Genomic DNA, 12,019 nt, shown 5'->3' on the forward strand with positions numbered 1-12,019 from the left:
TGGGTTTAGCGAGGATGCAAAACGCAAATCATGGTGTAAGATGATGAAAGTTTGGGTAATTAACCGGGAGCGTTCAGGAGATGACAACAAGTTTTTTTGCAGCCGTGCTGGCACTGTGGTTGTGCTGGTTATCGATGCAGGTGATTAAAGCACGCAGGCGGCATCAGATTGGTTACGGCGATGGCGGAGCAGTTGCAAAAGATCTGCAACTGGCGTGTTCTGCGCAGTCAAATGCGGTGAATTACATCCCAATAACCCTGATCTTGCTGTTTCTGCTCGAAGACAACGGCGGTGCAGGCTGGTTGATTGTGGTGATTGGCCTGCTTTTCACAGCTGGCCGGGTGATTCATGGCCGTGGCATCTTAGCCGACAGCCTGAAAGGGCGAATATTGGGGATGCAGTTGACGTTCTGGCCGATCATCGCGCTGGCGGTTTTGAATCTGCTGTATTTTCTTTTTGGCTGAATGAAAGGGGCCGCCATAGTGCGCAGCCCCTTTTTGAAATACTCAAAATAAACAAAATATTAAGCGAAATAGAGCACACCCAGTGATGCGGGGCGGCTGGCGCCGGTCACTTCAGGTAAATTGCTCGGCAGGCCATGAATGCGGCGCTGCGCCAGCCAGGCAAAGGCCATGGCTTCCATGTAATCGCTGTCGACGCCATAGTCGCTGGTGGGTGCGACCTGCCAGTCGCCCAGCAGTGCCGACAGGCGCGCCATCAGCACAGGGTTTCGTGTACCGCCACCGCACACCAGCAACTGGGGAGCCGGGCCGCTTTTAAAGCGTCCGACCTCGCGGGCAATGGTCACTGCGGTGAATTCACACAGGGTGCGTTGCACATCTGCCGCACTGACAGTGCGATTGACCAGTTTGGCGTCAAGCCAGGGCAGATTGAACAGCTCCCGGCCGGTGCTTTTGGGGGCAGGTTGCGCAAAATACGGCTCGCTGAGTAAGTGGTTCAGTAAAGCTTCGTCCACCGTGCCCTGTCTGGCCAGGTCACCGTTGCGGTCGAACTTGTGGCCGGTATGCCGTTCGCACCAGGCATCCATCAGCATATTGCCCGGGCCGGTATCGAATCCGAGCACCTTGTCATTGGGGCGAATCACGGAAATATTGGCAATTCCGCCGATGTTCAGTACGATCACGCTGGAATCGGTCGACTGGAAAATGGTTTTGTGGAAAGCCGGGACCAACGGCGCGCCTTGTCCGCCCAATGCCATGTCTTTACGGCGGAAATCCGCCACGGTATCAATCCCGGTTTTCGCGGCCACAATATTGGCATCGCCGATTTGCAGTGTGAACGGCGCATCGCCGATCGGCTGGTGATACACAGTCTGACCATGATTGCCGATAGCGCGGATTTGATCGGCCCGGTAACCGGATTTGTCCAACAGGGCATTGACGGCATCGGCAAACAAGTGGCCCAGTAAATGGTCCAGCTCGCCGATTTCAACCAGGGTGGTTGGTTGGCCGATGCAGACGTTCATCAAACGCTGCTTGAGCGGATCAGGCATGGGATAGTCATCATGGGCCAGCAATTGAATCTGGTCACCGTCAACAGACACTAACGCCGTGTCCACGCCGTCCATGCTGGTGCCTGACATGACACCGATATAGAACTCCTGAGTCATTCCTGTTCTCCCGATCTGTTGTCGATCGCTGTTCAGTGAAATCTTGCTATGGCACATAGTGTCCCAGACTACGGGAAAACACGATATAAAAAATTGTCCGCTGAACAGTATGAAATGGTTGGACTGTGAATCGGCGTCGCTGAGTGACCCTGTGAGGCCAGCGCGAAGTTCAGGCTCATCAACAGCGGGTCATCGACATTGAGAAACCGGATCTTCCTGACTAGGCTTGCTGGTAAGTGCCGAAATAATAAATAAAATTTGTTTTGGTCTTTTCAGTATTCAAGCAGGAACCCCTATGTCCGATTTCTGGCAAAAGAATCTGTCGACGGCAAAAACCTTTCGGCAGGATTTACACCGCCATCCTGAGCTGGGATGGCAGGAGCACAACACGGCTGCCGCTATTCGCGATCGTCTGACCGCAATGGGGATCGACTGGCGACCTTGCGCGCAAACCGGCACGCTGGCGCATATTGCGTCTGGCAATCCTGGCGGTCGCCACATTGCCCTGCGGGGTGATATTGATGCTTTACCGATTGATGAAGACAGCGGCCGTACCTGGTCATCACAGCAGCAGGGCTGTATGCATGCCTGCGGCCATGACGGCCATACCGCAGCGCTGATGGCCACTGTCGCCTGGCTCAAACAGCATGAAGACAGTTTGTCCGGCCCCGTCACTTTTCTGTTTCAGCCCGCGGAAGAAGGCGGGCACGGTGCGCGGGAAATGATTGCTGACGGGGCACTGGAAGGGGTGGATGAAATTTACGGCTGGCACAACTGGCCGGCGATCCCGTTTGGCAAGATGATTTGCCCGGATCAGCTGGTGATGTGCGGTAACGCCACCTTCTCTATTACCGTCAAAGGGCGGGGCGGCCATGCCAGCCAGCCGGAACTTTGCGCCGATCCTGTGCTGGCGGCGTCGGCAATTACCCTCAATTTGCAGCAGATCATCAGCCGGCGCTTACCGCCTCAGTACGCGGCCGTGGTGAGTGTGACTTCTATCGAAGCCGCCAGTGGTCTGACGGTGATCCCACAGCAGGCGGTGCTGAGTGGCAGTATCCGGGTGCCTGACGATCAAACGAAAACCCGAATCAACCAGTTGATTGAAGAGATCAGCCATCACACCGCCCTGAGTTATGGCGTGGATTGTGAGGTGGCGATCCAGCCGCGTTACAGTGCCACGATCAACCATGCCAAACCCGCCGAAAAAGCCCGTACTGCCTGGCTGGCCGAACCGGGTCAGCAGCTTGATCATGCCATCTCCCTGCCTGTGATGGCTTCGGAAGATTTCAGCTATTACCTGCAGCAGGTGCCCGGGGCGTTTGCCTTGATTGGAGCCGATGATGGTGAGCCTGTCCATCAGTATCCCTGCCACAGTCCCCACTACGATTTTAATGATCGACTGCTCGAAAAAGTCGTTCGCTGGTATGCCCGGCTTGCGGGGGCGCCATTACCGGACTACACAGGGTAGAGAGGGTTAAAAAAATCAAAGGGCTGTTGAAGGCTGGCTGAGTGGATCAGCACAGCGCAACAGCCCTGTTCACACCAGAGATTTGAAAGCACAAGGAGATGTACGATGAGCATTTTTGAACAGCGCGAATCCGAAATCCGGGCTTACTGCCGGGTCTACCCAGTCGTTTTTGATACGGCGTTCAATGCCAGGCAGACCGATGAGCAGGGTAAAGAGTACATCGACTTTTTTGCCGGTGCCGGGGTGCTGAACTTTGGACATAACAACGAACGCATGAAGCAGGCGGTCATCGACTACCTCCAGCGCAATGGGGTGACCCACAGTCTGGACATGCACACCAGCGCAAAACGCCGCTTCATGGAGCGCTTTCATCACGTGATTCTTGAACCACGCAACATGCCGCACAAGATGCAGTTTATGGGGCCGACCGGCACCAATGCCGTCGAGGCAGCGCTGAAACTGGCACGGCGGGTCACCGGACGCCATGAGATCGTCGCCTTTCAGCACGGCTTTCATGGCATGACCTTAGGGGCGCTGGCCTGTACTGCGAATCAGTACTTCCGCGGCGCGGCCGGTGTGCCGCTGACTCATGTGTCACATACCGCTTTCGGTGCCCAGGGCAAAGCGGCAGAGCAAGCCCTGCAGGCGCTGGAAATGCTGGAAGACAGCTATCAGGACGGCTCTAGCGGCGTCACCCCACCGGCCGCGTTTCTGGTCGAAGTGGTGCAGGCCGAAGGGGGCGTCAACATTGCCGATAAAGCCTGGCTGCAGCGGCTGGCATCGCTGGCGAAATCGGTCGGTGCATTGCTGATTGTCGATGATATTCAGGCCGGGATGGGGCGTACCGGCTCATTTTTCAGTTTCGATGATTACGGCATCGACCCGGATATCGTTTGTCTGGCTAAAGGACTGGGTGGCATGGGCACCCCGATTGCGATGAATCTGGTGAAACCTGAGCTGGATAAACACTGGTCGCCGGGTGAGCACACGGGGACTTTTCGCGGGCAGTGCCTGTCCTTTGTAGCGGCTGCGAAGCGCTGAGTTACTTCGAAGACAGCCACCTGATGGAGGAAGTGCAGCAAAAAGGCGCGATCATGTCTGCGGCGCTTGCACCACTGGCGGATCTGGCCGGAGTGGAAGTACGCGGCAAAGGCATGTTGTATGGCGTCGATGTGGGCCTTGGGGAGCTGGCGAAAACCATAGTCGGACGCTGTTTCGAGGCTGGATTGCTGGTCTCGGCCTGCGGCAGCGGCGGCCGGGTGATCAAGCTGATTCCGCCGCTGACAACACCGGAGTCAGACTTGCAGTCAGGGCTGGCCATTTTGGTGGAAGTGACGCAAAACGTGCTCCGGGAGGCGGTATGAAAAAACGCGACGATATGACGTTTCCTTTTGAGGAATATGAGCGACGTCTGGGCGAATTGCGACAGCGTATCGCCCAGCGCCAGCTGGATGCGGTGGTGATCACCGATCCGGAAAACATCATGTACCTGACCGATTACCAGACCACCGGCTATTCCTTTTTTCAGGCGCTGGTTGTGCCACTGGAAGATGAGCCCTTCATGATCACCCGGGCGATGGAAGAGTCGAACATTTTTGCCCGGACCTGGATTGAGCGGACCCGGCCTTATCCGGACACCGGAGATGCGATTCAGATGCTGGTGGACGCGTTGCGGGAATTCGGACTGTCGAGAAAGCGCATCGGCTACGAAAGAAACAGCTACTTCTTTCCTGCCTATCAGCAGGACACCATACACACCACGCTGACGGAAGCGAAACTGCTGGATTGTTTTGGCATTGTCGAGCAGGGACGCATCTGCAAATCGCCGGTTGAAATTGAGCTGATGCGCAGGGCGGCGGTTGCCACTGAAGCCGGTATGAAAGCCGGGATTGCGGCCTGTCAGGCCGGGGTCACAGAAAACGAAATCGGCGCGGCCATCAGCGCGGCGATGTTCAAGGCGGGCGGGGAGCCCCCGGCAGTGATGCCGTATGTGACCTCCGGGCCCAGAACCATGATCGGGCATGCAACCTGGGAAGGACGTGTCGTGCAACCGGGCGAGCACGTGTTTCTCGAAGTGGCCGGTTGTTATCGTCGCTATCACACCGCCATGATGCGCACTGTGATTTTAGGGGAACTGACCGATTCCATGCACAAAGCACAGGAAACCATGAAGCTGGCGCTGCAATCGCTGCATGCCTATATTCAGCCCGGGATGACGGTGTCGGATGCTGATAATCTGATCCGCAATATCATTTCTCACAATGACGTAGGGGCCAGGTTGATCACCCGATCCGGCTATTCGATTGGGATCGCGTTTCCGCCCAGTTGGGACGAAGGCTATATAGTCAGCCTGAAACAAGGCGAGTCGACCGTGCTGCAAGAGGGCATGACGTTCCACATCATTCCCTGGATGTGGGGGGTGGATGGCGATAAAACCTGTGGGATCTCCGATACCATTGTAATCACGTCAGATGGTTGTGAATCCTTCTTCACCCTGCCGAAAGACTTCACTGTGTTACCCGAACAGGGCAAACCGGCCAAACCTGAAGCCGCCACAACCAGCGTGTCGTCAGACAAAGCGACATCCATAGACAAAGCCCGCAAAGGGAAACAGCAACAGGCGAACGGATAGCCGAGTAAGGGGGAGTTATGTCTTTAACAGCGATCAATCCGGCCAATGGCACTCTGATTGAGGAGTACCCGACGCTGAACTCGGAAACACTGGACAGCCAGATTCAAGCGGCGAGGGCCGCGCAGCCCGACTGGCAGCGGTTAACCTTTGCCGAGCGCGGCGAGGTATTGCGCCGCGTTGCAGAACAGTTGCGGGAACATAAAACCCGTTTGGGCGAGCTGATGACACTGGAAATGGGCAAGCCGGTGAAGGAAGCCGGCCCCGAAGTGGAAAAAGCGGCCTGGTGTGCCGAGCATTATGCCCAGCATGCTGAAGCTTATCTGGCGGACCAGAGTCTGCCGTCTGATGCCAGCCACAGTTATGTCTGCTACCAGCCTCTCGGCACAGTGCTGGGCATTTTGCCCTGGAATGCCCCGTTGTGGCTGGCCTTCCGGTTTCTGGCACCGGCGCTGATGGCCGGCAACACCTGCGTGATGAAGCACGATCCGCACGTGCCGGGTTGTGCCCGCGCAATCGCAGAGATGTTTTCACTGGCGGGTGCGCCCGCCAATATTATGGTCAACCTGCCCATTGACAATGAGCTCGCTGAGCAGGCGATCCGCCATCCGGACATTGCGGCGGTTTCGTTTACCGGATCAGACCGTGCGGGTGCGAAAGTCGCCGCGACCGCAGCCAGTGAAATCAAACCGGCAGTGCTGGAGCTGGGGGGATCGGATCCTTTTGTCGTGCTGGCTGATGCTGATCTGGAAACGGCCGCTGATGTGGCGACACTGTCACGTACGATTAACGCCGGTCAGTCCTGCATTGCGGCCAAACGGATCATTGTGGAAGCACCTGTGTATGACATCTTCATCCAACTGGTGGAGAGACGGCTGACGCTGCTGAGAGTCGGCGACCCGTCTTCGCCAGACACGGATGTCGGGCCGCTGGCCCGGGATGATTTAAGGCAGAACCTGCATCGTCAGGTGCAGGCAACGATAGAGGCCGGCGCACGATGCCTGATGGGCGGGCAGCCAGAGACCGGGTTAGGGTATTATTATCCGGTGACCTTGCTGGCTGATGTGACACCCGAGATGTGCGCGTTTCGTGAAGAAACCTTTGGTCCTGTGATGGTGCTGGTCAAAGCGGATGATGCCGAACATGCGCTGCGGCTGGCGAACGATACGGCCTACGGACTGGGGGCCGGCGTCTGGACGGGCAGCCCGGTCCATGCGCAGCGTTTCATTCGTGAGCTGCAGGCGGGACAGATTGCTGTCAACGGCATCGTCAAAACGGATCCCCGTTTGCCGAGCGGTGGTATTAAACGCTCTGGCTACGGGCGGGAGCTTGGGCCGCAAGGCATTCACGAGTTTGTGAATGCCAAGCAGGTTTGGGTGAAATAGCGGGTATCGCAAGCGTATTGCCGGTACAAGCGGCTATGGCTGAGTGGCTTGTACCGGTTTGCTGTTTTGCTGCTGTAAGCGGGCAGAGCAGCGGTATAAATAGCCCGCCAGAATCAGCACACAGGCGGTGGACATGAACAGCGCCGGGCCGCCGTACAGCGACAAGATAATCCCGCCAGCTAATGGCGACAAACTCACGCCGATAGAGGTCAGATTCCCCGCTCCGAAGTAAGCGCCGCGCAGATGATCCGGCGCTGCTCTGTCAATCAGCAGATTGAAGGTCGGGAACAGAATCACCTCGCCCAGGCTCAGTACAAAAGTGGCCAGTAACCAGTAAAGGTCGGGCGCATCAAGAGGAAAACTGGCGTACAGCAAAAAGGCACTGGTAAACAGAGCAACGCCCAGATACACACGGCGGTAGAGTGACCAGCCACTGAGCAGCTTCAGCAGCGGAAATTGCAGCAGCACAATCACACTGGCGTTAACAAAAATCATGCTGGTATAAAGTTCAACCACTTTATCGCCCAGCCCATTGAGATACTGTACCAGGGTTGTTTCCTGATGCAGGTAAGCGTACATCACCAGGGTATTGGCCAGAATCAGCACCATGAATGCCTTGTCACGTGCTAATACTTTCAGGGTCTGGCTGAAATTCTGTTCGTTTTTGGGTGGTTGCGGCCTGTTGCGAATCTGCCAGAACGCCAGAATAAAGCACACGCTGTAGATCAGGTAAGCCAGCGCCACCAGATAAAAAGAGGATTGTTCACCGGTAAAGCCCAGCTGTAAGCCCACTAACGGCCCGAAAGCCGCACCCAGATTGATGCAGTAATAGCGCACCTGATGCGCCATTTCCCGGACCGGGATCTCAGGTAATAAGTCAGAAATCATTGCCCGTGCCGGCGGTTCCAGCATCGACCGGCTGATGCCTGCCATCAGTGCGCCAGCGGCGTATAACCAGGCCTGATCAGCCTCGGCCAGAATGATAAATGTCGCAACATGGGCCAGACAACTGATGATCAGTAAATTTTTCCGGCCAAGCTTATCAGACAGGTAGCCCACATACAGGGCGACCACAGCGCCGCCGAGTGCCGCCAGACTCATGATGGTGCCGATTTCAATCTCAGACAAACCAAATTTGCGGTGCAGCATCACGGCCATATAAGGCCAGACCATAAAAAAGGAGGCGCGGGTCAGCAGGGTGCCGATCAAGACGGCCCAGATCGGTGCCGAAAAACGGCGGACGTGAGACAACTCCATGTCGTTGATTTTCCTTTGAACTATCAAGTCGTTCATAGTGTCATAGCCCCTGATTATTGTCTGTATTTTTTCAACTCAGACAGCAAATTATTCTGTTGTTCGATTTATTCGAATTAGTTACTCAATTTCAACCCATGTTGTTTGACGGTCACAGCCACTACACTTGCTCTCAATCGAGGAAGACAGGGCTGAGACCAGTGCATAAGCTACCAGTACAGGTTCTGTCATTGTTTAACGATCACAGTTTTGAATCCTTTTTTTGTTCAATTTTTTTGAGGAAATCCTAATGAATACTTCTTTGATCAAACGCCTGATTACGTCTGCAGACAGTTTTGCCCCGCTGGCGCTGCGTGTGCCTGCCGGTATTATTTTCATGGCCCATGGCGCGCAAAAGCTGTTTGGTGCCTTTGGGGGTTATGGTCTGGAAGGGACGGGTCAATGGATGGCATCCATCGGTCTGGAGCCTGGCATGCTGATGGCATTTCTGGCCGGTAGCGGTGAGTTCTTCGGCGGCCTGTTTATCCTGGTTGGATTACTGACCCGTCCGGCGGCCTTCGTGTTGGCAATCACTATGATTGTGGCAATCGTGAGCGTTCACTTACCGAATGGCCTGTTTATGTCCAACGGTGGCTACGAGTTTGGCTTGTCGCTGCTGGCTATTGCGGTATCACTGGTTGTCTCCGGGGCTGGCAAAGTATCGGTTGACTCCCTGCTGGCAAAACGCGTCCGCTAAGGACGCGATCAGCCTGGCTATTCCGTTTTCGACAACATTTAAGAGGTGACATTATGCTGGAAATCAGACGTGCTGCAGATCGTGGCAGAGCCTCGTTCGGATGGCTTGACAGTCGTCACACCTTCTCGTTCGGTCATTATTACGATCCCAAGCATATGGGCTATTCGGCGCTGCGGGTGATCAATGATGATACCGTTCGCGCCGGTGCCGGGTTTGATACCCATGGTCATCAAGACATGGAAATTATCAGCTATGTGCTGGAAGGTGAAATTGCCCATAAAGACAGCGCCGGTAACATCAAGCGTTTGCCCGCGGGTGAGTTCCAGCTGATGTCGGCCGGTAAAGGGATCTATCACAGCGAGTTCAATGCGTCGCAGCAAGACACCCTGAAATTTCTGCAAATCTGGATTCAGCCGGATCAGCTGGGTGGTGAGCCGGGCTATCAGCAGAAAGACTTTGGTCAGCGTGAAGGCCTGACCCCGGTGATCACGCCGGATGGTGAGAACGGCACTCTGTCCATCAAGCAGGATGCCCGGCTCAGTCAGCTGATATTACCGGCGGGTGAATCTCTGGTGCTGACACAGCAGGCCGGACGCCGGTTTTATCTGCATCAGATCAAAGGTCAGCTGACAGTCGAAGGTGAGATCTTATCACCGGGGGACGGACTGAAGGTGGCGCATCAGTCTGAGCTGATTGTATCCAATCAGGGCGATGTTTCGGTCACAGCGCTGGTGTTTGACTTACCCTAAAGGTTTTCCGAACGCCCAAGATTGCTTACACTAGCACAGGGGCCGCTTCTCTGTTTGTGATGACAGACAGCCGTGATATCAATTGCCTTGATGGCAACCGGCTGTGATTGCAGACAGAGAAGCGGCCCTTGTTTGCCACGCGATGTGGCTGGTTCGCAATAGCAAGGCGTTGGCCTGAGGAGAAAAAATGACCACAGCGAAGATTGGGATTGTCACCGTCAGTGACAGAGCGAGTGCGGGTGTGTATGAAGACCTTTCCGGGCAGGCGATCATGGATACGCTGAAAGCATACCTGACTTCGCCATGGGAACCTGTCTACGAAGTGATTCCTGATGAGCGTGATGTCATTGAGTCCACCTTAATTCGTATGGCTGATGAAGAAGAGTGCTGTCTGATTGTTACCACCGGTGGAACAGGCCCGGCAAAGCGGGATGTTACCCCGGAAGCAACAGAAGCGGTGTGCGATCGCATGATGCCTGGCTTTGGTGAGCTGATGCGTGCTGAGTCACTGAAGTTTGTGCCAACCGCGATTTTGTCACGTCAAACTGCAGGACTGCGCGACGATACACTGATCGTAAATCTTCCCGGTAAACCGAAGTCTATCCGTGAATGTCTGGACGCGGTATTCCCGGCCATCCCGTACTGTATTGATCTGATGGAAGGGCCGTATCTGGAAAGCGATGAAAGCGTCATTAAAGTGTTCCGTCCAAAACAGAAATAAAGTGCTGCTTTCCCTGTTGGTCACCGTGTCACACTGACAGGGAAAATCTCCCCCCGCTTTTCCATCTGACTGATTTTGCAATCTACACTTTAAACAATATATCCAAGTTTCCTGTGTAGAGCGTGAAGAGGTCAGTGCTATGGAAAGCTTTATCCGAACCCTGCCGAAAGTTGAACTGCATGTCCATATTGAAGGGACATTAGAGCCAGAACTGATGTTTGAACTGGCGCAACGCAATCAGATCCCTTTGCCTTATGCCAGTGTTGAAGAAGCCAGAGCTGCCTATCAGTTTGATGATCTTCAGTCTTTTCTGGACATGTATTACCTCGGTGCCGCTGTGTTGCAGACCGAGCAGGACTTTTACGATCTCACCTGGGCGTACCTGCTGCATTGCCAGCAAGATCATGTCATGCATACGGAGATCTTTTTTGATCCGCAAACCCACACTGAGCGAGGTGTGTCATTCCAGACCGTGATGGCCGGTATCACCCGGGCACTGGCCGACGGAGAGCAGCAGCTGTCGATTTCAAACCGGCTGATCATGTGCTTTCTGCGCCATCTCAGTGAAGAGGCGGCGTTTGAAACCCTGGCTCAGGCCATGTCGTATCAGGAATATATTATCGGCGTTGGGCTGGATTCATCTGAGCATGGTCATCCACCTGAAAAATTCCGCCGTGTGTTTGAAAAAGCGCATGAGGCCGGTTTTCTGACTGTCGCTCACGCCGGTGAAGAAGGGCCTGCCAGTAACATTCGTGATGCGATGTCGATGCTTCGGGTGTCCCGAATTGATCATGGCGTGCAGTGTAGCCAGGACCCGGCGCTGGTGGAGGAGCTGGTTCGTAACCAGATGCCTTTAACTGTCTGTCCCTTATCGAACGTACAACTCAGGGTGTTTAATCGCATGGCCGATCACAATATCATTGCGCTGCTGCGCAAAGGCGTGTGCGTGACGATCAATTCCGATGATCCGGCGTATTTTGGGGGTTACATGACGGACAATTTTCTGGCTGTGACCGCGGCCTTTGACGTTACAAAAGAAGAAATGGCTGTATTTACTGCCAACGCGATCCGGGCCAGCTTTTTGCCGGATGAAGAAAAAGCGCAGTTGCAGGAACGTTTGGATCATTATCTGTCTGTTCAGCTTCACCCGATCCTGTAAAACAGATAAAAAAAACGCCTGTCATAGGCATGACAGGCGGGGAAATAAATCAACTCAAACTGCTTCAAAGACCCTGGCGGCATTTTCCGTTCCGGTTATCTTTGCTGCAGGAGTTTTAAAGGAACAACATACTTGGTTAAAGCGTAGGCGGTATTATAGGGGTGATTAAAAAACGCGCAATGATCACTTTTGTAAAAAATGTATCGCAGAATGTTAAATAGTAAGCTGTTCAAAACCTTAAGGGAGTTAATTTTTCAGTCAGAAAGACATGAAAAATCCGGGTGCTCA

General features: G+C 54.5%; 10 protein-coding genes and 1 pseudogene. 9 read left to right on the plus strand and 2 right to left on the minus strand.

Features of this window, described 5'->3' with window-relative positions:
- Positions 1 to 80: 80 nt before the first annotated feature.
- Entirely contained in the window at positions 81 to 464 is a 384-nt protein-coding gene (locus tag LN341_RS18570) for an MAPEG family protein (RefSeq protein WP_234205122.1), read from the plus strand.
- Positions 465 to 523: 59 nt separating this feature from the next.
- Here LN341_RS18570 and LN341_RS18575 read toward each other — a convergent pair whose 3' ends face one another.
- A complete protein-coding gene (locus LN341_RS18575; RefSeq protein ID WP_234205124.1) occupies positions 524 to 1,630 on the minus strand; it encodes an anhydro-N-acetylmuramic acid kinase in 1,107 nt (368 codons plus the stop codon).
- A 295-nt stretch (positions 1,631 to 1,925) separates the two neighbouring features.
- On the opposite strand from LN341_RS18575, the gene doeB2 reads away from it, so the two are divergent.
- From doeB2 to LN341_RS18595, 4 genes and pseudogenes are all read left to right on the plus strand, one after another.
- Complete coding sequence (doeB2, locus tag LN341_RS18580; protein WP_234205126.1) at positions 1,926 to 3,098, plus strand: N(2)-acetyl-L-2,4-diaminobutanoate deacetylase DoeB2; 1,173 nt, start codon at positions 1,926 to 1,928, stop codon at positions 3,096 to 3,098.
- A gap of 105 nt (positions 3,099 to 3,203) precedes the next feature.
- Positions 3,204 to 4,462 (plus strand): annotated as a pseudogene (locus LN341_RS18585) (aspartate aminotransferase family protein).
- On the plus strand, positions 4,459 to 5,730 hold the full coding sequence (gene doeA, locus LN341_RS18590; protein ID WP_234205128.1) for an ectoine hydrolase: 1,272 nt from the start codon (positions 4,459 to 4,461) through the stop codon (positions 5,728 to 5,730). Before LN341_RS18585 ends, doeA begins: the two are co-directional and overlap by 4 nt.
- Before the next feature lie 17 nt (positions 5,731 to 5,747).
- Complete coding sequence (locus tag LN341_RS18595) at positions 5,748 to 7,112, plus strand: NAD-dependent succinate-semialdehyde dehydrogenase (RefSeq protein ID WP_234205130.1); 1,365 nt, start codon at positions 5,748 to 5,750, stop codon at positions 7,110 to 7,112.
- A 33-nt stretch (positions 7,113 to 7,145) separates the two neighbouring features.
- On the opposite strand, the gene LN341_RS18600 is transcribed toward LN341_RS18595, so the two are convergent.
- Complete coding sequence (locus LN341_RS18600) at positions 7,146 to 8,369, minus strand: MFS transporter (protein WP_046219989.1); 1,224 nt, start codon at positions 8,367 to 8,369, stop codon at positions 7,146 to 7,148.
- Positions 8,370 to 8,655: 286 nt separating this feature from the next.
- Here LN341_RS18600 and LN341_RS18605 point away from each other — a divergent pair, with 286 nt between their 5' ends.
- The 4 genes from LN341_RS18605 to LN341_RS18620 all read left to right on the plus strand — a co-directional run bounded on the left by LN341_RS18605 (position 8,656) and on the right by LN341_RS18620 (position 11,731).
- The gene (locus tag LN341_RS18605) at positions 8,656 to 9,102 is read left to right on the plus strand and encodes a DoxX family protein (RefSeq protein ID WP_046219988.1); all 447 of its coding nucleotides are present in this window, start codon (positions 8,656 to 8,658) and stop codon (positions 9,100 to 9,102) included.
- A 53-nt stretch (positions 9,103 to 9,155) separates the two neighbouring features.
- Positions 9,156 to 9,851, plus strand: a complete 696-nt coding sequence (locus LN341_RS18610; RefSeq protein WP_234205132.1) for a pirin family protein — start codon at positions 9,156 to 9,158, stop codon at positions 9,849 to 9,851.
- A gap of 187 nt (positions 9,852 to 10,038) precedes the next feature.
- Positions 10,039 to 10,572 (plus strand): molybdopterin adenylyltransferase, encoded by a 534-nt coding sequence (gene mog, locus LN341_RS18615; RefSeq protein ID WP_046219986.1) that lies wholly within the window; start codon positions 10,039 to 10,041, stop codon positions 10,570 to 10,572.
- Positions 10,573 to 10,711: 139 nt separating this feature from the next.
- Positions 10,712 to 11,731, plus strand: a complete 1,020-nt coding sequence (locus LN341_RS18620) for an adenosine deaminase (RefSeq protein ID WP_234205133.1) — start codon at positions 10,712 to 10,714, stop codon at positions 11,729 to 11,731.
- The last annotated feature ends 288 nt before the right edge of the window (positions 11,732 to 12,019 follow it).

This window comes from Photobacterium sp. TLY01 (assembly GCF_021432065.1).
Taxonomy (GTDB): domain Bacteria; phylum Pseudomonadota; class Gammaproteobacteria; order Enterobacterales; family Vibrionaceae; genus Photobacterium; species Photobacterium halotolerans_A.

Coding starts and splice junctions, on each gene's coding strand:
- LN341_RS18570 (WP_234205122.1), top strand. CDS start 81: ATGACAACAAGTTTTTTTGCAGCCGTGCTGGCACTGTGGTTGTGCTGG.
- LN341_RS18575 (WP_234205124.1), bottom strand. CDS start 1,630: ATGACTCAGGAGTTCTATATCGGTGTCATGTCAGGCACCAGCATGGAC.
- doeB2 (WP_234205126.1), top strand. CDS start 1,926: ATGTCCGATTTCTGGCAAAAGAATCTGTCGACGGCAAAAACCTTTCGG.
- doeA (WP_234205128.1), top strand. CDS start 4,459: ATGAAAAAACGCGACGATATGACGTTTCCTTTTGAGGAATATGAGCGA.
- LN341_RS18595 (WP_234205130.1), top strand. CDS start 5,748: ATGTCTTTAACAGCGATCAATCCGGCCAATGGCACTCTGATTGAGGAG.
- LN341_RS18600 (WP_046219989.1), bottom strand. CDS start 8,369: ATGGAGTTGTCTCACGTCCGCCGTTTTTCGGCACCGATCTGGGCCGTC.
- LN341_RS18605 (WP_046219988.1), top strand. CDS start 8,656: ATGAATACTTCTTTGATCAAACGCCTGATTACGTCTGCAGACAGTTTT.
- LN341_RS18610 (WP_234205132.1), top strand. CDS start 9,156: ATGCTGGAAATCAGACGTGCTGCAGATCGTGGCAGAGCCTCGTTCGGA.
- mog (WP_046219986.1), top strand. CDS start 10,039: ATGACCACAGCGAAGATTGGGATTGTCACCGTCAGTGACAGAGCGAGT.
- LN341_RS18620 (WP_234205133.1), top strand. CDS start 10,712: ATGGAAAGCTTTATCCGAACCCTGCCGAAAGTTGAACTGCATGTCCAT.